Source organism: Candidatus Mycobacterium wuenschmannii (assembly GCF_030252325.1).
GTDB lineage: Bacteria > Actinomycetota > Actinomycetes > Mycobacteriales > Mycobacteriaceae > Mycobacterium > Mycobacterium wuenschmannii.
On sequence record NZ_CP126981.1, the window covers coordinates 1,802,386 to 1,826,940 of the forward strand.

General features: G+C 67.3%; 18 protein-coding genes and 2 tRNA genes. 1 reads left to right on the forward strand and 19 read right to left on the reverse strand.

Going from position 1 to position 24,555, the window contains the following annotated elements; genetic code table 11:
* Window positions 1-14: 14 nt before the first annotated feature.
* From PT015_RS08635 to PT015_RS08720, 18 genes are all read right to left on the reverse strand, one after another.
* On the reverse strand, window positions 15-2,810 hold the full coding sequence (locus tag PT015_RS08635; RefSeq protein ID WP_285190221.1) for an Rne/Rng family ribonuclease: 2,796 nt from the start codon (window positions 2,808-2,810) through the stop codon (window positions 15-17).
* 302 nt (window positions 2,811-3,112) lie between these two features.
* Window positions 3,113-3,523: a nucleoside-diphosphate kinase gene (gene ndk / locus PT015_RS08640; RefSeq protein WP_285190222.1), complete on the reverse strand. Its 411-nt coding sequence runs from the start codon at window positions 3,521-3,523 to the stop codon at window positions 3,113-3,115.
* Window positions 3,524-3,541: 18 nt separating this feature from the next.
* Complete coding sequence (locus tag PT015_RS08645) at window positions 3,542-3,946, reverse strand: DUF4233 domain-containing protein (RefSeq protein WP_285190224.1); 405 nt, start codon at window positions 3,944-3,946, stop codon at window positions 3,542-3,544.
* On the reverse strand, window positions 3,943-5,397 hold the full coding sequence (gene folC / locus PT015_RS08650) for a bifunctional tetrahydrofolate synthase/dihydrofolate synthase (protein ID WP_449248150.1): 1,455 nt from the start codon (window positions 5,395-5,397) through the stop codon (window positions 3,943-3,945). The genes PT015_RS08645 and folC overlap by 4 nt, the downstream gene beginning before the upstream one ends.
* 2 nt (window positions 5,398-5,399) lie before the next feature.
* Window positions 5,400-8,066 carry a valine--tRNA ligase gene (locus PT015_RS08655; protein ID WP_285190225.1) on the reverse strand — a complete coding sequence of 889 codons (2,667 nt, stop codon included), beginning with the start codon at window positions 8,064-8,066 and terminating at the stop codon, window positions 5,400-5,402.
* 61 nt (window positions 8,067-8,127) lie between these two features.
* A complete protein-coding gene (locus PT015_RS08660) occupies window positions 8,128-8,697 on the reverse strand; it encodes a DUF937 domain-containing protein (RefSeq protein WP_285190226.1) in 570 nt (189 codons plus the stop codon).
* A 100-nt stretch (window positions 8,698-8,797) separates the two neighbouring features.
* On the reverse strand, window positions 8,798-10,057 hold the full coding sequence (locus tag PT015_RS08665) for a saccharopine dehydrogenase family protein (RefSeq protein WP_285190227.1): 1,260 nt from the start codon (window positions 10,055-10,057) through the stop codon (window positions 8,798-8,800).
* Window positions 10,054-12,051 (reverse strand): S9 family peptidase, encoded by a 1,998-nt coding sequence (locus PT015_RS08670; RefSeq protein WP_285190228.1) that lies wholly within the window; start codon window positions 12,049-12,051, stop codon window positions 10,054-10,056. The genes PT015_RS08665 and PT015_RS08670 overlap by 4 nt, the downstream gene beginning before the upstream one ends.
* A gap of 85 nt (window positions 12,052-12,136) precedes the next feature.
* Window positions 12,137-12,805, reverse strand: a complete 669-nt coding sequence (locus PT015_RS08675; RefSeq protein ID WP_285191004.1) for a transglycosylase family protein — start codon at window positions 12,803-12,805, stop codon at window positions 12,137-12,139.
* 637 nt (window positions 12,806-13,442) lie between these two features.
* On the reverse strand, window positions 13,443-14,003 hold the full coding sequence (gene mobA, locus PT015_RS08680) for a molybdenum cofactor guanylyltransferase (protein ID WP_285190229.1): 561 nt from the start codon (window positions 14,001-14,003) through the stop codon (window positions 13,443-13,445).
* A gap of 1 nt (window position 14,004) precedes the next feature.
* Entirely contained in the window at window positions 14,005-15,084 is a 1,080-nt protein-coding gene (locus PT015_RS08685; RefSeq protein ID WP_285190230.1) for a 2-oxoacid:ferredoxin oxidoreductase subunit beta, read from the reverse strand.
* A gap of 4 nt (window positions 15,085-15,088) precedes the next feature.
* A complete protein-coding gene (locus PT015_RS08690) occupies window positions 15,089-17,029 on the reverse strand; it encodes a 2-oxoacid:acceptor oxidoreductase subunit alpha (RefSeq protein WP_285190231.1) in 1,941 nt (646 codons plus the stop codon).
* Window positions 17,030-17,355: 326 nt separating this feature from the next.
* Window positions 17,356-18,588, reverse strand: a complete 1,233-nt coding sequence (locus PT015_RS08695; RefSeq protein WP_285190232.1) for an MFS transporter — start codon at window positions 18,586-18,588, stop codon at window positions 17,356-17,358.
* A gap of 17 nt (window positions 18,589-18,605) precedes the next feature.
* Window positions 18,606-19,889 carry an ATP-dependent Clp protease ATP-binding subunit ClpX gene (clpX, locus tag PT015_RS08700; RefSeq protein WP_285190233.1) on the reverse strand — a complete coding sequence of 428 codons (1,284 nt, stop codon included), beginning with the start codon at window positions 19,887-19,889 and terminating at the stop codon, window positions 18,606-18,608.
* A 265-nt stretch (window positions 19,890-20,154) separates the two neighbouring features.
* On the reverse strand, window positions 20,155-20,790 hold the full coding sequence (gene clpP2, locus PT015_RS08705; RefSeq protein WP_240262992.1) for an ATP-dependent CLP protease proteolytic subunit ClpP2: 636 nt from the start codon (window positions 20,788-20,790) through the stop codon (window positions 20,155-20,157).
* The gene (locus PT015_RS08710; protein WP_285190234.1) at window positions 20,787-21,392 is read right to left on the reverse strand and encodes an ATP-dependent Clp protease proteolytic subunit; all 606 of its coding nucleotides are present in this window, start codon (window positions 21,390-21,392) and stop codon (window positions 20,787-20,789) included. Before PT015_RS08710 ends, clpP2 begins: the two co-directional genes overlap by 4 nt.
* Window positions 21,393-21,494: 102 nt before the next feature.
* Window positions 21,495-22,877 (reverse strand): trigger factor, encoded by a 1,383-nt coding sequence (gene tig, locus PT015_RS08715; protein WP_285190235.1) that lies wholly within the window; start codon window positions 22,875-22,877, stop codon window positions 21,495-21,497.
* 65 nt (window positions 22,878-22,942) lie between these two features.
* Window positions 22,943-23,016: transfer RNA gene (locus PT015_RS08720), tRNA-Pro, on the reverse strand.
* A 129-nt stretch (window positions 23,017-23,145) separates the two neighbouring features.
* Between PT015_RS08720 and PT015_RS08725 the strand changes: the two genes are divergently transcribed.
* Window positions 23,146-23,219 (forward strand) — tRNA-Gly (locus PT015_RS08725).
* On the opposite strand, the gene PT015_RS08730 is transcribed toward PT015_RS08725, so the two are convergent.
* Complete coding sequence (locus PT015_RS08730; RefSeq protein WP_285190236.1) at window positions 23,188-24,525, reverse strand: PPE family protein, SVP subgroup; 1,338 nt, start codon at window positions 24,523-24,525, stop codon at window positions 23,188-23,190. The two genes, PT015_RS08725 and PT015_RS08730, sit on opposite strands and share 32 nt — an antisense overlap.
* Between the last annotated feature and the right edge of the window lie 30 nt (window positions 24,526-24,555).

Consider the following 24,555-nt stretch of genomic DNA (forward strand, 5'->3'; position numbering starts at 1 on the left):
AGGGCGTATTGGGCTTAGTGGGTCGGTGGCCCGGCCGGTCGGGCCGCTGCCCGACGCCGCCGAGGACGCTCGGATGCCGCGGCGACCTGCTGGTCGTCCTCGTCCTCGTCGTCGTCGTCGCTGTCCTCGAAGTCATCGTCGTCTTCGTCGTCCTCGTCGTCGTCCAGCTCGTCGTCATCGTCGAGATCGTCGTCATCGTCGTCGAGGTCGACCTGGTCGGCGTCGTCATCCGAGTCCTCGTCGTCGCCGTCGTCGAAGTCGTCGTCGTCGAGGTCTTCCTCGACGGTCTCAGTGGCGACCTGCTTCTTCAGCTGCTCGTCGGCTTCAGCGTCGGTCGCGGACTGATCGGCGGCGACGTTGTCGGTGTCCTCGGCGGGCGCGGACTCGTCGTCCTCGTGATGACCACCGTTGGCCGCGGCCATCGCCTTGAACATCGGGTGCTCGCCCTGCGGATGAGCGGGCACGGTCGCGACCGGCGTCTCCTCGGTCTTGCCCTTCTTGGACCGTCGACCGCGCCGGCCGCCACCGGACTCGGACTTGCGACCGGTCGCGGGTGCCGAGTCGACGGGGTCCGCGTGCAGCATGATGCCGCGCCCGGAGCAGTGCGGACAGGTCGTGGAGAAGGCCTCGACCAGCCCAGTGCCCAGCCGCTTGCGGGTGAGTTGCACCAGCCCCAGCGAGGTGACCTCGGAGACCTGGTGACGGGTGCGGTCGCGGGCCAGGGCCTCGGTCAGTCGCCGCAACACCAGGTCGCGGTTGGACTCCAGGACCATGTCGATGAAGTCGATGACCACGATGCCGCCGATGTCGCGCAGTCGCAGTTGCCGCACGGTCTCCTCGGCGGCTTCGAGGTTGTTCTTGGTGACGGTCTGTTCGAGGTTGCCGCCGGAGCCGGTGAATTTTCCGGTGTTGACGTCGACGATCGTCATCGCCTCGGTGCGGTCGATGACCAAGGTGCCGCCGGACGGCAGCCACACCTTGCGGTCCATCGCCTTGGCCAGTTGCTCGTCGATGCGGTGCACCGCGAACACGTCCGGACCGTCGTCGGCCGGCTGCTCGTACTTGTTCAGCTTTGAAACAAGCTCGGGCGCAACCGAACTCACGTAGTCGTTGATGGTGGTCCAGGCGTCCTCACCGGAGACGACCAACTTGGCGAAGTCTTCGTTGAACAGGTCGCGGATCACCTTGACCAGCACGTCGGGCTCTTCGTAGAGCGCGACGGCGGCGCCGGCAGCCTTCTCCTTGGTCGTCTGGGCGCGTTCGGCGATCTCGGTCCAGCGCTCCTGCAGGCGGTTGACGTCGGAGCGGATGTCGTCCTCTTTGACGCCCTCGGAGGCGGTTCGGATGATCACGCCGGCGTCGGACGGGACGACCTCTTTGAGGATCTCCTTGAGCCGCTGGCGTTCGGTGTCGGGCAGTTTGCGGCTGATGCCGGTCGACGACGCACCCGGCACGTACACCAGGTAGCGGCCGGCCAGCGACACCTGGGTGGTCAGGCGCGCGCCCTTGTGGCCGATCGGATCCTTGCTGACCTGCACGACGACGTAGTCGCCCGGCTTGAGCGCCTGCTCGATCTTGCGGTTGGACCCGCCGAGGCCGGCGGCCTCCCAGTTCACCTCACCGGCATAGAGCACACCGTTGCGGCCGCGGCCGATGTCGACGAACGCCGCCTCCATCGAGGGCAGGACGTTCTGCACGATGCCCAGGTAGATGTTGCCGACCAGGGACGCCGAGGCCGCGCTGGTGACGAAGTGTTCGACGACGATGCCGTCCTCGAGCACCGCGATCTGGGTGTAGCGGCTGCCGGGGTGCGGCGGCTCGGTGCGCACCTTGTCGCGGACGACCATCACCCGCTCGACCGCTTCGCGGCGGGCGAGGAACTCGGCTTCGGTCAGGACCGGCGGGCGGCGACGACCGGCGTCGCGCCCGTCGCGGCGGCGCTGGCGTTTGGCCTCGAGACGCGTCGAGCCGTCGATGCCCTGGATCTCGTTGTTGTCGGACTGCTTCTTGGCCCGCGGCGACCGTTCATGCACGACGGTGTTGGGCGGGTCGTCGGGCGACGAGTTTTCGGCGTCACCGTCGTCTCCTGCGCCGGACTTGCGGCGCCGGCGGCGACGGCGGCGCTTGGTGGCCCCGTCACCCGAGCCGTTGTCGTCATCGCTGGAATCCGAGTCGTCGCTGTCGTCGTCGGAGTCGTCGTTTCCGTCGTCGGAATCGTCGTCACCGGACTTGTCCGATTTTCCGCCCTCACCGTTCTCGGCGCCGTTCTGCTCGCCCCGGCCCCGGCCACGGCCGCGGCGTCCGCGGCGACGCCGGCGGTTGGCCGGGCGGTCGGACTGCTCGTCGTCGGAGTCATCGTCCGAATCGTCGTCGTCGTCATCGTCATCGGTGTCGTCGGCGTCGTCGGCGACCGGCTTCTCGACCTTCTTCGGCGGGGCCTCGACCCGTTCCACCGGCTGAGGCGCCACGAACAGCGGCATGTATTCCGGACGGTCGGCCGGCGGGGCCTCCAACAGCAGCCGCGACTCGGGTTCCGCCGCCTCGCCGGACACCTCCGCCTCGGCCGTCGCGACCGACGCAGGGGCCGCCGGCGCGTTGGCCAGCAGGTCGCGAACGCGGACCGCGTCGACGCGCTCAACGGTGGAATGGGCGCTGCGCACCCGGCCGTCGAGTTCGATCAGCGCGTCGAGAACCTGCCTGCTGGTGGTTCCGAGCGCTCGAGCCAGTGAATGAACCCTCAACCGCTCAGGCAGGTCTTCTGCCTGAGCTGACGCTTCGGGGACTGCTGAGAATGGGCCACCGTCTGTCACGTATTCTCCTCAAGCCCCCGGGCGCGTCTGAGTCGACGCGGCCACGCGAGGGCTTCGCTATGTACCCGGGTCACTTTCTCCCGGGCTTGTGATGGTCTTGCCCCGAGCAGTTCGGGTCGAACACACTCGGTGCCGGTCTGAATGATGGCTGGACAGCCGCGCCGCGGGTCTGCGGTGGTCGCGCTTGTCAAAGTCTTCATTCGGGCGTCTGTCGACGTTCCTAAGCCGGTCCGGCGACGTTCACCCGTCTAGCAGTATCCCATACCCATGTACCGGGTCGGACCAAGTGCGCCGAGCTGTTATCAAGCGTGGGCGAACCAGAGCGCGATCTCGCGCTCCGCGGACTCCGGCGAGTCCGAGCCGTGCACCAGGTTGTACTGCGTTTCCAGCCCGAAGTCGCCGCGGATGGTGCCGGGCAGAGCCTTCTCGACCGGGTCGGTTCCGCCCGCGAGCTGCCGGATCGCGGCGATCGCCCGTGGGCCTTCGATAATTGCCGCTACCAGCGGCGATGACGTGATGAACTCCACCAGCGAGCCGAAGAACGGCTTGCCGTCATGCTCGGCGTAGTGGCTTTTGGCCAGCTTCTCGCTGACGGTCCGCAGTTCGAGGGCCGCAATGGTCAGGCCCTTGCGTTCGACGCGGCCGAGAATCTCGCCGACCAGGCGACGCTCGACACCATCGGGCTTGATCAACAGCAAGGTCCGCTCAGTCACGGCGCACAGCGTAGCCGATCATTCCGGCGGGCCGTCCTGACCGGGAAGCAGCCCCAGTCGCTCCCGCCGCAGAACCTCCGAGCGCACGTAGAAGATCAGCGCCCACACCCCGGCGAAGATCAGGCCGATGACGCCGACACCCGGATAGACGGCGAAGCCGAAGATCGGGATCAGCTGCACCGCGAGGTCCGCCCAGATCGCCCACGGCCGGCCCTGCACTCCGGCCAGGCCGATCAGGATCGCCGCCAGCCCCAGCAGATAGGTCAGCGCGCCGGAGTTCAGGCCACCGCCGACCGCACCGACCACCGGCAACGCGAGCAGCACCACGATGGCCTCCAGGACCAGCGTTCCCGCCGTGACGCCGCGAAAGCTCTTCCACGGATCGGGTTTTCGCGCTCCAGAGGGCTCGGTGGGGGTACTCATGCGGGATCACGCCCGAACAGCGTGCGCGCGGCGCCGGCGGTGACGACCGAACCGGTGATCACGATGCCGGTTCCGGAGAACGACTCGTCCTCGGCATCGGCGTCGTCGACCAGCGCGGTGGCGGCGTCGATGGCGTCGCGCAGATTCTCGGCGGTGATCACCCGGTCGGGCCCGAAATACTGCTCGGCGGCCTGCGCCAGCCCTTCGACGTCCATGGCGCGGGGAGATCCGTTGTGGGTGACAACAATTCGATCGAACACCGGCTCCAGCGCCGCCAGAATGCCGGCGACGTCCTTGTCTCCCATCACGCTGACGACGCCGACCAGAAACCGGAAGTCGAATTCCTCGGCCAGGGTCTGGGCCAGCGCGGCCGCTCCGGCGGGATTGTGCGCGGCGTCGACGAAGACCGTCGGCGCACTGCGCATCCGTTCCAGCCGCCCCGGGCTGCTCGCGGCGGCGAATCCGGCACGCACCGCGTCGATGTCGAGCTGACGCTGCGGGCCCGCACCGAAGAACGCCTCGACCGCCGCCAGCGCGATCGCCGCATTGTGGGCCTGGTGTTCGCCGTGCAGCGGCAGGAACACCTCGGAATACACCCCGCCGAGGCCCTGCAATTCCAACAGTTGGCCCCCGATCGCGACCTGCCGGCTCAGCACCGCGAACTCCGAATCCTCGCGCGCCACAGCGGCGTCCGCGCGCACGGTCTCCGCCAGCACCACCTCCATGGCCTCCGGCACCTGCCGCCCGATGATCGCCACGGTGTCCGGGGCACCGTCCTCAGCGCGGTGGATGATGCCGGCCTTCTCGCCCGCGATTCCCGCGATGTCGTCGCCGAGGTACTCGACGTGGTCGACGCTGATCGGGGTGATCACGGCAACCGGTGCGTCGATCACGTTCGTGGCGTCCCAGCGCCCGCCCAGGCCGACCTCGATGACGGCCACTTCGATCGGCGCGTCGGCGAACGCCGCGAAGGCCATCGCGGTGAGCACCTCGAACTTGCTCATCGCCGGGCCGCCGCCCGCCTCCGACTGCTGATCGATCATCTGGATGAACGGCTCGAGTTCGGTGTAGGTCGACACGTATGTGGCTGGGCTGATGGGCTTTCCATCGATAGCGATGCGTTCGACCGCCGACTGCAGGTGTGGGCTGGTGGTACGTCCGGTGCGCCGTTGCAGCGCGGTCAGCAGCGCGTCGACCATCCGGGCCACCGAGGTCTTGCCGTTGGTGCCGGCGATGTGGATCGCCGGATAGGTGCGCTGCGGCGAGCCGAGCAGATCCATCAGCGCCGAGATCCGATCCAGGCTGGGCTCGATCTTGGTCTCCGGCCAGCGCTGGTCGAGCAGGTGCTCGACCTGCAGCAGCGCCGCGATCTCGTCGGGTGTCGGAGCGGCGTCGACGGGCTGCGGCTCGCCTACGTCGTCGTAGTCGTCGGGTTCGGGTTCGGGTTCCAGGATCACTTGAGCCCGGCCAGCCTGGCGGCGATCCGCTCGGTGTCCTCGCGCGCGACGCGCTGTCGCTCACGCTGCTTTTCGACGACCTTTTCCGGGGCCTTGGCCATGAACTCGTCGTTGCCCAGTTTGGCTGTGGTCTGGGCCAATTCCTTCTGCGCGGCGGCCAAGTCCTTCTCTAGGCGGCGACGCTCGGCCGCGACGTCGATGGTGCCGGAGGTGTCGAGTTCGACGATGACGATGCCGCCCCTGAGCCCGACTTCCAGTGCCGCCGACGGGGTGAAGTCCGCGGCCGGCTCGGTGATCCACGCCAGCGACGTGACGGCGGCAATCTGGGTGCTCAGGTCGGCGGTGTCGATGCCCGACAACCGGGCGGGCACCTTCTGCCGGTCGGCCAGCCCCTGGTCGCTACGGAACCGGCGGATCTCGGTGACCAGCTTCTGCATGTCGGTGATCCGTTGCGCCGCAACGGTATCCAGCGCAATGCCGGATGGCTGCGGCCAGTCGGCGATCACGACGGACTCGCCACTGGTCAGCTTCTTCCACAACGTCTCGGTGACGAACGGGATCACCGGGTGCAGCAGCTTGAGCAGCGCGTCGAGTACCGCGGCGAGCACCGCGGTGGTGTGCGCGTCGTCTGCGCCCAACAGCTGCACCTTGGCCAGTTCGAGGTACCAGTCGCAGAACTCGTCCCACGCGAAGTGGTAGAGCGCTTCGCACGCGCGACTGAACTCGTAGCTGTCGAACGCCGAATCCACTTCGGCGCGAACCTCTTCCAGTCGACCCAGGATCCAGCGGTCGGCATCGGTCAGCTCGTCGAGGCCGGGAAGTGGCGCCGGGGCGGCACCGTTCATCATCGCGAACCGGGTGGCGTTGAACAGCTTGGTGGCGAAGTTGCGCGACGCACGGGCGGCGTCCTCACCGATGGACAGGTCACCGCCGGGGTTGGCGCCGCGGGCCAGGGTGAACCGCAGCGCGTCGGCACCGAACATCTGGACCCACTCCAGCGGGTCGATGCCGTTGCCCTTGGACTTGCTCATCTTCCGGCCGAACTCGTCGCGAATCAGGCCGTGCAGGAACACGTTCTGGAACGGCACCTGCGGGCCGCGCGCGCCGTCGAGCGTGATGACCTCGTCGCCACCGACGAAGGTGCCGAACATCATCATCCGGGCCACCCAGAAGAAAATGATGTCGTAGCCGGTAACCAGAACGGTTGTCGGATAGAACTTCTCGATCTCGGGAGTGCGGTCCGGCCACCCCAGCGTGGAGAACGGCCACAGCGCGGAGGAGAACCAGGTGTCGAGCACGTCGGGGTCCTGCTCCCAGCCCTCCGGCGGCGTCTCGTCCGGTCCGACGCACACCTTCTGCCCGTCGGGCCCGTGCCAGATCGGGATGCGGTGGCCCCACCAGAGCTGCCGCGAGATGCACCAGTCGTGCATGTCGTCGACCCAGCCGAACCAGCGCGGCTCGAGACTCTTGGGGTGAATCACGGTGTCGCCGTGGCGAACCGCGTCCCCGGCCGCCTTGGCCAGCGACTCGACCTTGACCCACCACTGCAGCGACAGCCGCGGCTCGATCGGCTCGCCGCTGCGCTCCGAGTGGCCGACGCTGTGCAGGTACGGCCGCTTCTCGGCGACGATGCGCCCCTGGGCGGCGAGTTCCTCGCGGATCTTGACCCGCGCCTCGAACCGGTCCTGCCCGTCGAACTTCGTCCCGGTATCGGCGATCCGGCCCTTGGTGTCGAGCATCGTGGGCATCGGCAGCTTGTGCCGCAGCCCGATCTCGAAGTCGTTGGGGTCGTGGGCGGGTGTGACTTTGACTGCGCCGGTGCCGAATTCGGGGTCGACGTGCGCGTCGGCGACGATCACGATGTCGCGGTCGAGGAACGGGTGCGGCAGCGTCGAGCCGACCAGCGCGCGATACCGGTCGTCGTCGGGGTGGACGGCGATCGCGGTGTCACCGAGCATCGTCTCGAGCCGGGTGGTGGCGACCACGATGTGCGGCTCGTCGTCGTTCATCGAGCCGTAGCGGAACGACACCAGCTCGCCTTCGACGTCGGAGTACTTGACCTCGAGGTCGGAGATCGCGGTCTCGAGCACCGGCGACCAGTTGACCAGCCGCTCCGCCTGATAGATCAGCCCGGCGTCGTACAGCCGCTTGAAGATCGTGCGGACCGCCCGGGACAGCCCGTCGTCCATGGTGAAACGGTCCCGGCTCCAGTCGACGCCGTCGCCCAGCGCGCGCATCTGCCAGCCGATGTTGCCGCCGGTTTCGCGCTTCCAGTCCCAGACCTTGTCGATGAACAGCTCGCGGCCGAAGTCTTCCTTGCTCTTGCCGTCGGCGGCGAGCTGTTTCTCCACCGCGATCTGCACCGCGATGCCGGCGTGGTCCATCCCCGGTTGCCACAGCACCTCGTAGCCCTGCATCCGCTTACGCCGGGTCAGCGCGTCCATCAGCGTGTGATCCAGCGCGTGACCCATGTGCAGCGTGCCGTTGACGTTGGGCGGCGGCAGCACGATCGAATAAGCGGGCTTGCCACTGGTCGGATCGGCGGTGAAATACCCGGCATCGATCCAGCGCTCATAGATCTCGCGCTCTACGGCGCCCGGATCCCACGCCTTGGGCAGGTCATCTGCCCGCGAGTCGGCGGCGCGTTCTGGGCTTGTCGTCACGCGTCGATTCTAGGAAGTCCTGATGTATGCGACGAACACCGCCCGTCACGGGCGGGCAGGACTACTTCTTGTTGCCGAACAGTCCGCCGAGGATGTCGCCAGCCTTGGAGCCGAGCGCGTTGCCCAGCACGGTGCCCAACGACTTGTTGCCGCCGGCCATCCCGCCGAGGATGCTGCCGAGTACGTCGTTGAGGCCGCCGGACGACTCCTGCTTGGCCGGCTCGCTCTTCTGGCCGAGTTGCTTGCCGACGTAGGCCAGCACGATGGGCGCCAGGATCGGCAACAGTTGCTTGAGCAGGTCGCTGTTGCCACCGCCACCGCCGGCCAGCGCGCTCGCGACCTGTCCGGCGTCGTTGCCGCCGAAGATCTTTGCGATGGCCTGCAGGCCGTCAGCCTCGTTGACGTCGCCGAGGCTCACGCCGCCGTCAAGCAGGCCGCTGGCCGCGTGGTTGTCGGCCGCCGACTCGATGCTGCTGGCGTGGTCGGGGTTTTGGGCATTTTCCTGCAGGCCGCCGACGAGCACCGGGACGAGCAGTTGCACCGCCTTGTTGACTTCGCTTTCGTCAGCGCCGATCTTGCTGGCGATGTCACTCGTGGGAATCTGAGACAGAAGATCTTCTAGGCCAGACATGGACCCGTCCACCTAACGTTGCTGGGATGGTGTGCTGCTGAGATGACACTAGCCCAGCTGATCTTGTCCGACAGGGGTTCTTCCAGAGCGAATCGGTGCGTCAGCGGTGCATCAGCCGGGCGGTCTCCAGCGAGACCTCGGCGGCCGGGAATCGGGCCAGCAGTGCGTCGCCCATGGCCGCCGCGGGCGTCAGCACTCCGCGCAGGTCGGTGAGCGCGCCGCGGTCCAGCGCCAGCGCCAGCCCGCTCTCCCCCAGCAGCACCGCCGTGGCCTTGTAGCCCGGGTCGCCGCGTTGCGCCATGGTCGCGACGTAGCGCGCCCCGGAGGTGGTCTTGGTGTACGTCTCCACCTTGTAGAAGCCCTTGTCGCGGACGGCTTCGCTGGGTCCCGTGCCGGGTTTGGGCATGGCCCGTTCCACTAATTTGCGTGGCAAGAAACGGAAGTAGCGGCTGCCGATGGCCGACGTCGCGTTGCCGATTCCGTTGACGACGGCGGAGGCCACCGGTGCCAGCGCCGACGACCCGAGGCTCATGTGTTCGCTGTACTCGAACCGTCGCCCGTACACCCAATCCTGTAAGGCGTTGCTGCGCCGAACGATTCGCGTGTTAGCCGGCGCCATCATGAAGCCGGCCGTCCACAGCCCGGTCAGTTCCGGCGCGATCTGACGGCCGCGGCGACGGCGCAGGTCCGGCTGGGCGCCGAGTTCGGGTTCGGCACCGCGGTCTGGGCTCAGGGTGTACGGGTCGATGAATTGGCGACGCACGTCGGCATCCCGGGACGTCGAGTCCAGCACCTCCAGCATCGACGCCATGGTGCCGCCGGACAGCCCGCCGGAGAACGAGCGCACCACCAGGTCGGTGGTGGTGAGTTCGCCGGCGCCGTCCTCCAGCGCCCGTCGGTAGAGCGCGTAAACAGTGAGATCCGAAGGGATGGAATCGAATCCGCAGGAGTGCACGATTCGCGCACCGGTGTCATGGGCCTGCTTGTGATACAGGTCGATGCTCTCGCGGATGAAGGGTGACTCACCGGTCAGGTCTGCATAGTCGGTGCCCGCGGCCGCGCACGCGGCAACCAGCGGCAGGCCGTACCTGGTGTAGGGGCCGACCGTGGTGACCACGACCTGGGTCTGCGCGGCCATCGCATCCAGCGTCTTCGGCGACGTGGCGTCGGCGGTGATCAGCTGCCAGGATTGCGCCGACTCCCCCAGCGTGTCCCGGATCGCACGCAGTCGATCGGTCGAGCGGCCGGCCAGCGCGATGCGCGCGTCACCGCCCGCGCGGGCCAGGTATTCGGCCGTCAGCTTGCCGACGAAGCCGGTCGCGCCGTACAGGACGATGTCGTATTCGCGCGTTGCACTCACAGCCGCGACGCTACCCCGAGCGCTTCTGGCCATTCCGAGCTTTCCCCCAGCACGTGCTCGGCCAGGAACGCGAACACCGACTGGTACCAGATTTTGGTGTGCTGCGGCGCGATCACCCAGTGGTCCTCGGTGGGGAAGTACAGAAACCGGTGCGGACTGCTGCCGTCGTCGCCGGCGGGCAGCGCCGAGTTGGCCAGCAACTCGTACCAGAGCCGCAGGCCCTCGCCGATCGGCACGCGATAGTCCTTGTCGCCGTGGATCACCAGCATCGGCGTGCGAATGTCGCCGACGAAGTGGTGTGGCGAGTTGTCCGCGGTCATCTCCGGCGTCATCTCGCGCCGCCAGTAGTAGGCGGTGTCGGTGGTGGGCCCGAACTGGTCGAGCGCCCACAGGCTGGCGTGCGTCACGATCGCGGCGAATCGATTGGTGTGGCCTGCAATCCAATTCGCCATGTAGCCGCCGAATGATCCGCCCATCGCCGCGATCCGCGTCGCGTCGATGCGCGGGTGCTCCAGCGCCGCATCGGTGGCCGCCATCAGGTCGTCGTAGGGCGGCCCGCCCCACGCGCCCCAACCGCGCTGGATGAATTCCTGTCCGTAACCGGTCGAAAGGGCCGGATCGGGCAGCAGCACCGCATAGCCGCGGGCCGCCATCAGCCACGGGTTCCAGCGCCAGGTCCAGCTGTTCCAGCTGCCCAGCGGCCCGCCGTGCACCCACAGCAGCAGCGGCGCGGGATGTTCGCTCTCGGGCAGGACCAGCCACGACCGCACCGACGCGCCGTCGGCGGTCGTCGTCGCCACCTCGGTCAAAGTGCCCGGCAGCGCGGGCAACTCGACACAAGGCAGCACTGTGATCGCGCCGCCGGGTTCGATGCGCACCGGATGTGGCGGCGCCGCATAGGAACTCCGCAACGCAAAGAGCACGCCGCCGGGCGCGGCGAGGACGTCGGTGTAGCCGAAGTCGTCGGCGGTGAGTTGGGTGACCGCGGAGGTCGCGACGTCGACGCTGAAGACTGGCGCACGACCGTTCTGATCCGCGGTGACAATCAGCGCCGTGCCGTCGGCGGCCCAGGTCAGCGAGCTGGGCCGACGGTCCCACCGCTCCGCGACCGGTTGGCGCTCATCGCCGAATCGCAGGTATTGCAACGTCATTCGTGGGGCGCTGTGCGGAGTGGAGATGGTGTCCCGGGTGAAAGCCACTGCGTGCCCGTCCGGCGAGATCGCCGGTTGCTCGAAGCTGGCGTCCGGGTCGTCGGCGATCACGGCGCTGTCGCCGGTGGACAACTCGATGCGCACCAGCACCGACCGCTGCGTGGGGCCGGGACCGCTGACGCGCCAGGTCGTCACGAGAAAGCTGCCGTCGGGGCTGACGTCGAACCCGGCCTCGAGCAGCGCGGTGCCGGGATCCGGTGTCAGCACGCGGGACTCGCGCACGTCGAGCAGGCGGAGCTCGTCGGGGCCAATGTCCTTGTTCCAGAACCGAACTGGATAGTCGGTGTGCAGGATCGCCGTCACCCGGCCGTCTTTGCGCAACTCGCGCAGACGACGGTCGTCGTCGGCGTCGCGCGCCGCGGGCAGCATCGCGGCGCCGATCACGGTCGCGTCGGCGGCACGGGCAGTGCGCACCGCGCTGATGCCGCCGGGCATGTTCGCGATTTCGAACGCCTCGCCGCCGCTCGCCGGCAGTCGCCACAGCGAGGCCGGCGGCTTGGCCTCGTCGGAGGTCGCGGCGGCGGCCCGCGACGAGAGGAACAGCAGGTCGTCGTCCCCGGTGAAGGTGGGCGACGTTTCGCCGTTCGTGCTGTGGGTCAGGCGGTGCGCCGGTCGTCGGCCGGCCGGATCGAGTTCCCAGATGGCGCTGATGTGCTCGGACTGTGTGTCGTTGAGAGCGGCAACCGTGGCCACCACCCGTGACCCGTCCGCCGACACGGCGAGGCCGGAGACGCGTGGCAGCGCGAGGTAGTCGTCGAGGCTGTCGAATGCCGTTGCGGTCATCCGTCGTTGGTAACACACGCTCTGGAGACGCCAACGGCGGTGGCGGGCATGAGCCCGGCCACCGCCGTTGTGAGCGAAGCGTTGGTCAGCCGCGACGGCCGCAGACCGGCCACGCGCCGATGCCCTGCGAGTGCAGGACGTTCTCCGCCACGCGGATCTGCTCCTCACGGCTCGCGCCGTTCGCCGAACCCGAGCCGCCGTTGGCGCGCCAGGTGCTCGGCGTGAATTGCAGGCCGCCGGAGTAGCCGTTGCCCGTGCTGATGGCCCAGTTGCCACCGGACTCGCACGAGGCGATCGCGTCCCAGTTGACGCTGTAGACCCGCTTGGGGGCCGGGGCTTCCTCGACCGCGGGAGCCGGAGCATCCGGCGCGGGCGCCTCGGGCGCCGGAGCCTCGGGAGCCGCCGGGGCCGGAGCCTCGGGCGCGGGGGCCTCAGGAGCCGGGGCCTCGGGAGCTGCGGGGGCGGGCGCCTCAGGTGCCGGGGCCTCGGGAGCCGGAGCATCCGGGGCCGGGGCCTCGGGAGCGTTGTTGACGACCGGAGCAACGTTCGGAGCGTCCGGAGCCGGCTGAGCGGCCGGGGCGTCGTCCGCGGCCGGCGCGGCAGGAGCCGGCACGAACCCGGCCAGTTGGACCGGATCGTTCGGAGTCAGCCGCTCGAAATCGGCGGAGGCGATCGCGGTGGACAGGGTCAGCGGGGTCGAAGCGAGCACAGCAGTGAGCGCAGCCATGCGAAGCGTCTGGCGGACGTTCTTCAACATCGTTCCTTTCGCGGGGCGCGCGCCGAAGCAAGCCCAGCAATATGGGCTGTGAGCCGATCGCTCGGCAGTTTGGATACTTCGAATCGCGCCGTCTCGTTCAGGCACGACAGCCGGGGCGTCAGCCAATGCCGGGCGTCAGCCCGGTGGCCACACGGGGGCGTCGTCGCCATCCGTAGCCCCCGCTCACACGCGGGTCCGTGGTTTCGATTTTTGTTCGCCTTTTCAGGTCGCATCGGACCGTACGAGACGCCGGCCGCACCCGTCATCTCGAGACACGCCGGAGATTGACCCGATCGCGTTGCGGCCGAGGGCGACTCGGCCAATGGACTGCGCAGGTCAACGACACGTTTGTCGCCAGCGTCAGCTACGGCATCTGAAATTCCTGTGGTGAGTCAAATCACGCTCTTTTTGTGAACTGCGCCACCAGTTTTCGGCTTCGAGACCGCATTACTCAAACTGTGTCTGACATGCGAAGTTGAGGTCGAAAGTTATCAAGATCACACGCAAGAACGCCGTGTCGCAGGCTATTTCAGCAATCCGAACTGGGTGTGCCAACGCCAGAACAGGAAAACGACAGTGCTTTAACAGCTTTCGCGCAGAATTGAGGAGATGGCCGTCGTGCGCCCGGACGCGCCTAGGCCTCGACGAGCGAGGCCACGTCGGCGAGAACGACTCGCTGCGAGTCGACCCGGGCGATCAAAGCGGAGACATCTCGCTCCCCGGCGGCGACGAGATCGTCTACGACAGAAGCCAATTCGGTCTTGTACACCGCCGCCAGATAATGGTTCTCGCCGTCCCACGGCAACACGATGCCGGCATCGACCTGAGCCGCCCGGGCGACCAGCACGTCGATCACGTCGGCGCGCAAGAGCTCGGCATCCGTGGCCGCCACAAACGCATACGCGGCACCAGAATCCGCGGCGGCACGCAGCCCGCGCCCGATCGCGGAGAGCTGTCCGTGGCCGCGGACATCGTCGCGAACCAGTTGCGCCGGGACGTCGGGCACGGACTGACCCGGGGAGGTCACGACGAAGATCGGTTGGCAGCGCTCCGCCAGGACGCTCACGACGTGCTCGACCGCCGTGGTGTGCCCGCCGGTGACCTGTTTGAGCGCCTTCGCGCGGCCCTGCCAGGGCGATGCGCCGGCAGCCAACACCACACCGGCGAGCGAGGCCGGCTTACCCGTAGCGGTCATGTCAGTTCACAGTCCAGGTGTCACGGCCGCGCAGCAGCGACTGCAGGGCGGCGCCGTCGGAGGGCTTGGATTCTTGCGCGGCCTGGATCTGCGACCGCGCAGCGTCATCATAGGTGGGCCGGCTGACCTGACGGAAGATGCCCATCACGGTGTGCTCCAGGTTCTGTTGCGAGAGCCGGGACAACGCAAAGGCGTAAGCGGAGTCGTCGGCGTGCGCATCGTGCACCACGATCTCACTGGTAGCGACGTCGGCGGTCTTGGCGACCTCGAGGCCGTAGCCGGACCGGACGACGCAGTATTCACCGTTGGCGCCGAACACAATCGGCTCGCCGTGGTGAACGTTGATCACCCGCTCCTCGGCGCCCTCCTTGCGCAGCGCGTCGAACGAGCCGTCGTTGAAGATCGGGCAGTCCTGCAGGATCTCCACGAGCGCGGAACCCCGGTGCTCGGCAGCGGCCCGCAGCACCTCAGAAAGTCCCTTGCGGTCTGAATCCAGCGCCCGCCCAACAAAACTCGCCTCGGCGCCCAGCGCCAGCGACACGGGATTGAAGGGCTGATCCAGCGAGCCCATCGGCGTCGACTTGGTGACCTTGCCGACCTCTGAGGTCGGCGAGTACTGCCCCTTGGTCAGGCCGTAGATGCGGTTGTTGAACAGCAGGATGGTCAGGTTGATGTTCCGCCGCAGCGCGTGGATCAGGTGGTTGCCACCGATCGACAGCGCGTCGCCGTCACCGGTGACCACCCACACCGAGAGGTCCTCACGCGAGAGCGCCAGCCCGGTCGCGATCGCCGGCGCGCGACCGTGGATCGAGTGCAGGCCGTAGGTCTCCAGGTAGTACGGGAATCGGCTCGAGCAGCCGATGCCGCTGACGAAGACGATGTTCTCGCGCCGCAATCCCAACTCGGGCAAGAAGTTTCGCATCGTGTTGAGGATGACGTAGTCCCCACAGCCCGGGCACCAGCGGACCTCCTGGTCGCTGGTGAAGTCCTTGGCCTTCTGCGGTTGGTCCGTGGTGGGCACCCGGCCGTGTCCGGACAGCATGTCCGTGAGGCCCAGGTCCGTGCCGATCAGGTCAGTCATTCGCCTAGCTCCCTGCTCCAACCGTGGCCGCCGCCAACCTGGCGACCATCGTCTTGTCTTGCTCGATTTCGGCCAGCGTTCCGCCCAGCGCCGCGCGGATGACGCGCCCGACCTCGTCGGCCAGGAACGACACCCCCTGCACCTTGGTCACCGACTGCACGTCGACCAGATATTTCCCGCGCAACAGCAGCGCCAACTGACCGAGGTTCATCTCCGGGCACACCACCTGCGGGTAGCGTCGCAGCACCTCGCCGAGGTTGGCCGGGAACGGGCGCAGGTTGCGCAGGTGTGCGTGGGCGACCTTGATGTCGTTGCGGCGCGCGCGTCGGCAGGCCTCGCCGATCGGGCCGTAGGAACTGCCCCAGCCGATCAGCAGCAGTTCGGCGTCACCGGTCGGGTCGTCGACTTCGAGGTCGGGCACCGTGATGCCCTCGATCTTGGCCTCCCGCAACCGGACCATCAGGTCGTGGTTGGCCGGGTCGTAGGAGATCGCGCCGGTCCCGTTCGCGGACTCCAGGCCGCCGATGCGGTGTTCGAGACCGGGCGTGCCGGGGATGGCGAACAGGCGGGCCAACGTCTCCGGATCCCGTGCGTACGGCATGAACGGCTCGTCCGGCTTGGCGAAGGTGTGCTGAATGGGTTGCAGCTCATCGACATTCGGGATCCGCCAGGGCTCCGAGCCATTGGCGATCGCGCCGTCGGACAGGATCAGCACCGGGGTGTGATAGCCCACCGCGATGCGCACGGCCTCGAGCGCGACGTCGAAGCAATCCGATGGCGAGCGGGGCGCCAGCACGGCGACCGGCGACTCGCCGTTGCGGCCGTAGAGCGCCTGCAGCAGATCGGACTGCTCGGTCTTGGTGGGTAGACCGGTCGACGGGCCGCCGCGCTGCACGTCGATGACGATCAGCGGCAACTCGGTCATGACCGCCAGACCCAGCGCCTCGGACTTCAGCGACAAACCCGGACCGGACGTACTCGTCACGCCGAGCGCACCGCCGTAGGAAGCGCCCAAAGCCGCACAGATGCCGCTGATTTCGTCCTCGGCCTGGAACGTCATGACGTTGAAGTTCTTGTGCTTGGACAGCTCGTGCAGGATGTCCGACGCGGGCGTGATCGGATAGCTGCCCAACATCACCTGCAGGTCGGACACCTGGCCCGCCGCGACGATCCCGTAGGCGAGGGCGGTGTTACCGGAGATCTGGCGATACTCCCCGGGCGGCAGCTTGGCGGGCGCCACCTCGTAGGTGACGGCGAAGGCCTCGGTGGTCTCGCCGAAGTTCCAGCCCGCCTTGAGCGCCAGGACGTTGGCCTCGGCGATGTCGGGTTTGCGGCCGAACTTCTCTCGGATGAAGCGCTCGCTGGACTCGAGTTCGCGGCCGTACATCCAGGACAGCAAGCCCAGGGCGAACATGTTCTTGGCGCGCTGACCGTCCTTCTTGGTGGCGCCGATGACTTCGACGGCGCCGAGCGTCAGCGTGGTCATCGGGACGGCTTCGACCTTGTAGTCCGACAGCTCACCGGTCTCGAGCGGGTTGTTCTCGTAACCGACCTTGGCGAGGTTGCGCTTGGTGAACTCGTCGGAGTTCGCGATCACCAGGCCGCCGATCGGCAGGTCGATGATGTTGGCCTTCAACGCCGCCGGGTTCATCGCAACCAGCACGTCGGGCCGGTCGCCGGCGGTCAGGATGTCGTAGTCGGCGATCTGGATCTGGAATGACGAGACGCCGGGGAGCGTGCCCTGCGGTGCCCGGATCTCGGCGGGGTAACTCGGCTGGGTGGCCAGGTCGTTGCCGAAAAGCGCTGCCTCCGAAGTGAATCGGTCACCCGTCAGCTGCATGCCGTCGCCGGAGTCGCCCGCGAAACGAATGACGATCTTTTCCAGCTTCTCCGGCTTCTTCCGGCCGGGGCGCGCCGTGTCGGCTCCGTTTCCGTTCGGACCCACGTCGCCGCCTTCCGTAGCTGTTCACCGTCCCGGCATATCGCCGAAACCGGAGCGAATCGTCCGAGTACCGGCCCGGTCGATTTTTATGTCACTGGCAGTACCGATTATTGCACTTCTCTTAGGGATTCATGGACACCCGTCTACGTCCTCACGCTACCGCTTCGCTGCTAAAGCGCGAGGTCAGACATGCGCGGTCGGCACCGGTGAACATCGAGTGTGGCGTTGGTCACTATTTTCGGGTGACGAACTCTAAGAGTCGTAGTTACGCATGAGTAACATTTGCTCCCCTGCCGTCTCCCCCATTTGGGGGAGGCCGCCAGCCTGGGCTAACTCGATATTCGCGCGGCCCTCGGGCCCGTCTCCGGCATGGCCGCCGCGTACAGCGTGAGGCCCGCGGCGGCGATGATTCCCAGCGATACGAAAGCCGCGCGATAGCCCGCGGCCACCACGATCGAGCCCGCGAGGATGTTGGAGAGCGCGGCACCCACGCCCCACACGGCGGTGAGTGCGCCCAGGCTGACGTTGAATCGCCCGCTGCCGTGCGTCAGGTCTTGCACGACGAGCGGGAACAGCGCGCCGAAGATCCCCGCGCCGACGCCGTCGAGCACCTGGACGCCGACCAACCAGTACGGGTTGTCCGACAGCGTGTAGAGGAAGCCGCGAGCCGTCAGGAAGGCGAAGCCGATCAGGAAGATGCGCTTGCGACCCCAGCTGTCGGCCTTGGTGCCGGCCAGATACGCCACCGGGACCATCACCACCTGGGCGGCCACCACGCAGGTCGCCATCAACGCGGTGCCGACGTCCTTGTTCTGCAGTGCCAGCACCTGGCCGACCAGCGGCAGCATCGCGGCGTTGGCGAGATGAAATGCGGCCATGGCCGCCGCGAAGATCAGCAGCCGACGGTCGCGCAGCAGGACCGCGAACCCGGACGGCTGCGGATGAGCTTCGCCCGCAACGTGATCCATCCCGCGGGCGCGGTCGTGGTCGATCGCGTCACCCGGGATCCACAGCGTCGCCACCACGCTGAGCGCGGCCATCGCGGCGAGCACCCAGAACACGACGACCGGCCCGAAGCCGTAGGCCAGTCCCCCGGTGATCGCGCCGGCGGTCGCGTTGCCGGCGTGGTTGAACGACTCGTTGCGCCCGATCCGCCGCGAGAATCGGCGCGCGCCGACCACGCCGAGCGTGATCGCGGCCAGCGCCGGGGCGAAAACCGAACCGGCGATTCCGGTCAGCACCTGCAGTGCCGCGATCGCACCGAAGCGCGGATACAGCGGCATCGCCAGCGTTCCGGCGGTGACACTGACCGCGCCGCCGACGATCAGCGCGCGCTTGGCCGAGGTGCGGTCGACGAGGGCACCGACGGGCGCTTGCGCGACGATTGCGGCGATGCCCCCGATTCCCATCACGACGCCGATCGAGGCCTGATCCCAGTGGTGAGTCAGGAGCAGGTAGACCGACAGATACGGGCCGAGGCCATCACGAACATCGGCCAGGAAGAAGTTCGACAGATCCAGCGCGCGAGCGATGCGGCCCGGTACCGCGCTCGCCGGGCTCAACGGTTACGGCAGAGTGGCTAGGCGCTCTTGTCGCGGCGCTCGGCACGCGACGGCTTGCGCGGCACGATCGTCGGCAGCACGTTGTCCTGCACGGTCTCCTTGGTCACCACGACCTTGGCGACGTCGTCGCGGCTCGGGATGTCGTACATCACCGGCAGCAGAACCTCTTCCATGATCGCGCGCAGCCCACGGGCACCGGTGCCGCGGTGGATCGCCTGTTCTGCGATGGCCTCCAGCGCGTCCTGACTGAACTCGAGTTCGACGTTGTCCATCTCGAACAGCCGGGTGTACTGCTTGACCAACGCATTCTTGGGCTCGGACAGGATCTTGACCAGCGACTCCATGTCGAGGTTCGTCACCGAGGCGACCACCGGCAGACGCCCGATGAACTCGGGAATCAGGCCGTACTTGATCAGGTCCTCGGGCATGACCTCGGCGAAGTGGTCCTGAGTGTCGATCTCGGCCTTGCTGCGCACCTCGGCGCCGAAGCCCAGGCCCCGCTTGCCGATCCGGTCGGAGACGATCTTCTCCAGCCCGGCGAACGCGCCCGCCACGATGAACAGCACGTTCGTGGTGTCGATCTGGATGAACTCCTGATGCGGGTGCTTACGACCGCCCTGCGGGGGGACCGAGGCCTGGGTGCCTTCCAGGATCTTCAGCAGCGCCTGCTGCACGCCCTCGCCGGAGACATCCCGGGTGATCGACGGGTTCTCGCTCTTGCGGGCGATCTTGTCGACCTCGTCGATGTAGATGATGCCGGTCTCGGCGCGCTTCACGTCGTAGTCGGCGGCCTGGATCAGCTTGAGCAGAATGTTCTCGACGTCCTCGCCGACGTAGCCGGCCTCGGTCAGCGCGGTGGCGTCGGCGATCGCGAACGGCACGTTGAGCATCTTGGCGAGCGTCTGGGCCAGATAGGTCTTGCCGCAGCCCGTGGGGCCCAGCATCAGGATGTTGGACTTGGTCAGCTCGACCGACTCGCTCGAGCGCGAGTCGCGGCCCTTCTCGCCGGCCTGAATCCGCTTGTAGTGGTTGTAGACCGCGACGGCCAGCGTCCGCTTGGCGGTGTCCTGGCCGATGACGTAACCCTCCAGGAATTCCCGGATCTCGGCGGGCTTGGGAAGTTCGTCGAGTTTTACGTCGTCGGCGTCGGCGAGTTCCTCTTCGATGATCTCGTTGCACAGGTCTATGCATTCATCGCAGATGTATACGCCAGGCCCCGCGATGAGCTTTTTGACCTGCTTCTGGCTCTTCCCGCAGAACGAGCACTTCAGCAGATCGCCGCCGTCTCCGATGCGCGCCATGGTGCTAGGGGCCTACTTCCTGTTCACCGTCGTGGTTGTGCTACGTCACGTGTAAGGACCGACGCTACCCGCTTGCTCCACGGCGATGCGACCGATAGAGGTGAATCGCGTCGGTGATATTCGTGTTGTGCGCAAGAACATATCGCTTGCAGCGCCCCTACGCTCGGCGGGCGCGCCGCAGTGTCGCGGCCGTTATCTGACCGATAAGCGCGCCGTGGCCCGCGAAAGCGTCGCAACGCGAGCACGTTCGGCGAGTGCGACGAGATCAGGCCGTCGACGCCGACAGCTTGCGGTACTCCAGGACCGTGTCGATGATCCCGTAGTCCTTCGCCTCCGGCGCGGTCAGGATCTTGTCGCGGTCGGTGTCCTTGCGGACTTGACCGGGGTCCTTGTTGGTGTGGCGCGCCAGCGTCGTCTCCATCAGCGTGCGCATGCGCTCGATCTCGGCGGCCTGGATCTCCAAGTCGGAGAACTGACCCTGGATCACGCCGGACAGCGACGGCTGGTGGATCAGCACGCGCGCGTTGGGCAGCGCCATCCGCTTGCCCGGGGTGCCGGCGGCCAGCAGCACCGCAGCGGCCGAGGCGGCCTGACCGAGGCACACCGTCTGGATGTCGGCGCGCACGTACTGCATGGTGTCGTAGATCGCCATCAGCGACGTGAAACTACCGCCGGGCGAGTTGATGTACATGGTGATGTCGCGGTCGGGATCCAACGACTCGAGCACCAGCAGCTGGGCCATGATGTCGTTGGCCGACGCGTCGTCGACCTGGACGCCGAGGAAGATGATGCGCTCCTCGAACAGCTTGTTGTACGGGTTCGACTCTTTGACACCCCAGCTGGAGTGCTCGACGAACGACGGCAGGATGTAGCGCGCCTGCGGCTGGATCTCGGGGTTCATTCGGCTTCTCCGGTGATGTGAGCGGCGCGGGTGATGATGTGGTCGACGAATCCGTACTCCAGCGCTTCCTGGGCGGTGAACCACCGGTCGCGGTCGGAGTCGGCCTCGATGCGTTCCTGGGTCTGGCCGGTGAACTCGGCGTTGAGCCGGAACATCTCTTTCTTGATGACGTGGAACTGCTCGGCCTGGATGGCGATGTCGGCCGCGCTACCGGTCACGCCGCCGAGCGGCTGATGCATCAGGATGCGGGCGTGCGGCAGGGCGTAACGCTTGCCCTTGGTGCCGGCGGCCAACAGAAACTCACCCATCGAGGCGGCCATGCCCATCGCGTAAGTGGCGATGTCGCAGGGCGCCAACACCATCGTGTCGTAGATCGCCATGCCGGCGCTGATCGATCCACCGGGTGAGTTGATGTAGAGGTGGATGTCCTTGGTCGAGTCCTCGGCGGCGAGCAGGAGGATCTGCGCGCACAGCCGATTGGCGATGTCGTCGTCGACCTGCGACCCCAGGAAGATGATGCGCTCGGAGAGCAATCGCTCATAGACCGAGTCGGTGAGGTTCAGACCCAGCGCGCTGCCGCGCATTTCAGTCCCACGGCTCACAGTGGGTTACCTGCTTTCTTGATTGCCACGTTCCGTATGCACCGACACTAACCAACGACGACCCTCGAGGAGTCCCCGAAGCCCCCGCGTTCGCTCAGAGCGTCACTCCGCGTCGCCCGCCTCGTCGGTTTCGCCGTCTTCTAGATCCTCTTCGCCTTCTTGGCCGCGGCCCCCGAAGAACTCCGAGGTGTCGATCACGTTTCCGTCGCTGTCGCTGACGGTGGCCGCCTCGACCGCCGCGGCGATCGTCTTGCCGCGGCGCACGTCGGCGAACATCGCCGGCAGCTGGTTTTGCTGCTGCAGGTAGCCGAGCAACTCCTGCGGCTGGATGCCGTACTGGCGCGACGTCATCACCAGACGCTCGGTGAGGTCGTCCTGGCCGACCTGGATGTCGAGGTCGTCGCCCAAGGCGTCGAGTAGAAGCTGCGTCTTGATCGCCTTCTCGGCCTCGGCGCGGGCGTCGACCTCGAACTTCTCGCGAGTCGTGCCCTGCTTCTCGAGGGCTTCGGCGAGCTTGGCGTCGTCGTGGTCCAGACCGTGCAGTGCGTTGTGAATTGTGTTGTCCACCTGAGCCTGAACGATCGCCTCAGGCAGCGGCATCTCGACGCCGTCCAGCAACACATCCAGCGCGGCGGTGCGGATCTCCTCGGCCTGCTGCACGCGCTTGACGCGGCTGACCTGTTCGGACAGGTTGGCCTTCAATTCGTCGATGGTGTCGAATTCGCTTGCCAGTTGGGCGAATTCGTCATCCGGCTCGGGCAGTTCGCGCTCCTTGACCGAGCCGACCTTGACGGTGACCTCGGCCTCTTTGCCGGCGTGCGGCCCGGCGGCCAGTTCGGTGGTGAAGGTCTTGGACTCGCCGGCGGACAGGCCGACGATCGCATCGTCGAGTCCGTCGATCAGCTGGCCGGAGCCGACCTCGTGGGACAGGCCCTCCGTCGCGGCGTCGGGCACTTCCTCGCCGTCGATGGTGGCCGACAGGTCGATCGAGACGAAGTCGCCGGTGGCGACGGGGCGCTCGACCCCGGTCAGGGTGCCGAACCGGGCGCGCAGGTTCTGCAGTTCGGTGTCGATGTCCTCGTCGCTGACCTTGATCGGGTCGACGGTGATCTTGAGGGCGCTCAGGTCCGGCAGTGTGAAGTCGGGCCGCACGTCGACCTCGGCGGTGAAGACCAGGTCTTCGCCGTACTCCTTCTTGGTGACGTCGATCTCGGGCTGGCCGAGCGGTCGCACGTCGACCTCGGTGACGGCCTGGCCGTAGCGGCTCGGCAGCGCCTCGTTGATCACCTGGTCGAGGATCGCTTCCTTGCCGACGCGCGCCTCGAGCAGCTTGGCGGGTGCTTTGCCCGGACGGAAGCCTGGCAGCCGCACCTGCTTGGCGAGCTCCTTGTACGCGCGGTCGAAGTCTGGCTTCAGTTCCCCAAATGGCACCTCTACGTTGATCCGAACCCGAGTGGGGCTCAGCTGCTCGACGGTGCTCTTCACGGGTGTGCTCCTTGCTTGTGCTGATGGACTTGTCATGCTCGGGCCCATGGGGTGTGGCGTGCCAGTCGGGGTGACAGGATTTGAACCTGCGGCCTTCCGCTCCCAAAGCGGATGCGCTACCAAGCTGCGCTACACCCCGCGGTGACCACGCGATCCTACGGCCACGGCCAGCCAGCCCTGTGTACTGGCCTCACGACCAGATCACGGGACGCGGCATCATTTGGATTTGATGTCTGCCGAGCCGTAAAGTCGCGCTCGACCAACATGCGCGGGCGTAGCTCAATGGTAGAGCCCTAGTCTTCCAAACTAGCTACGCGGGTTCGATTCCCGTCGCCCGCTCCACCAGGACGCCGCTGGCGCTTTCCAGCAGGTCCTTCTTGCGCTCGTCGTATTCCTCGTCGGTGAGCAGACCGTCGGCGCGCTGCCTGGCGATGGCGCGGATCGCGGCCACGACACCGGTCACCACCTTCCGCGGCGCGGACGACGCCGTGACGGCCGGTACGGCATTCGGCGTTCTGGTCAGCCGCGCGTGGGTGATGGGCTTCTCGTTCTGGTCGACGCTCGATGGCGGCGGTCCGACCATCGCCTGCCCGGCCATCGCCGCGCCGACCTGGGACGCGGCGGCCGTGGGGGCGAGCTGCGTGCTGAGCGCAACGGTACGGATCGCGGAAGCCAGGCCGGGCCAACTCGACGGGACCGACAGCGTCCCGACCAGGTTCGCTTCGCCCAACGCCGCGGTCGTCGACGCGGAAAGCAGGCCGGCGGGCGGGTTCGTCAGCGGTGCCGGGAACGCCCACAACGGTGCCGGGCCGTCACCCGGCCAGGGCTGCTCGCCGTTGTAGTGGCTGAAGGTTTCGTCGTCCTCGATACCCGACAGGGTCGTGAAGGTCGCGCCCGGCACTTCGGCGAATCCGGTCAGCACGTCGACCGGCGCCAACACGATGACGCCCAAGAAGTCGCCTGGCGCAACCAGGAGCAGCGTGGCCAAAGCGGCCAGCAAGCCGAAGTCGTCGCCCTGGGCCGGAGCCGCCAACACCGACAATGCCTGCGGCACAACCGATATGGCGTTCTGCGCTTGCCCGGCGACGGCGGCGGCCTGGCCGGCAAGCGCACCCGGGTTGATGTTTTGCTCCGGAGAACTGAAGGGCGACAGTACGACCGCAGCTGCCGACGAGCCCGCGTAGGTGTACATCGCCAGCGCATCCTGCGCCCACATCTCGGCGTAGAGCGCCTCGGTGGCGGCGATCGCTGGTGTGTTCTGTCCCAGGAAGTTGGTCGCAATCAGCGCCGCCAGCAGGCTGCGGTTGGCAGCGACCTCGGCCGGCGGCACCGTCGCCAGGAACGCCGCCTCGTACGCGGCAGTGGCCATTCGGGCTTGGGTGGCGGTCTCCTCGGCCTGCGCGGCGGTGGCGCTCAGCCAGTGAACATGGCGTTCGGCGGCGGTGTTCATCGTCCTGGATGACGGTCCCAACCAGGCCGTTTGGGTGAGCTCCGACACCACTGACCGATATGCACTGGCCGCGGTGTACAGCTCGTCGGCTAGGGCGGCCCAGGCTTGCATGGCGGCAAGCATGGGGCCCGGCCCCGGACCTGTGTACATCCGAAGGGAGTTGACCTCGGGTGGATAGATCGCGAAATCTATTGGCACGCTTACTTCTTCCAGATGATGAGGGCGCTC

Coding starts and splice junctions, on each gene's coding strand:
- PT015_RS08645 (WP_285190224.1), bottom strand. CDS start 3,946: ATGAGTACCCCCACCGAGCCCTCTGGAGCGCGAAAACCCGATCCGTGG.
- PT015_RS08660 (WP_285190226.1), bottom strand. CDS start 8,697: ATGTCTGGCCTAGAAGATCTTCTGTCTCAGATTCCCACGAGTGACATC.
- PT015_RS08670 (WP_285190228.1), bottom strand. CDS start 12,051: ATGACCGCAACGGCATTCGACAGCCTCGACGACTACCTCGCGCTGCCA.
- mobA (WP_285190229.1), bottom strand. CDS start 14,003: ATGACCGCTACGGGTAAGCCGGCCTCGCTCGCCGGTGTGGTGTTGGCT.
- PT015_RS08685 (WP_285190230.1), bottom strand. CDS start 15,084: ATGACTGACCTGATCGGCACGGACCTGGGCCTCACGGACATGCTGTCC.
- clpX (WP_285190233.1), bottom strand. CDS start 19,889: ATGGCGCGCATCGGAGACGGCGGCGATCTGCTGAAGTGCTCGTTCTGC.
- clpP2 (WP_240262992.1), bottom strand. CDS start 20,790: ATGAACCCCGAGATCCAGCCGCAGGCGCGCTACATCCTGCCGTCGTTC.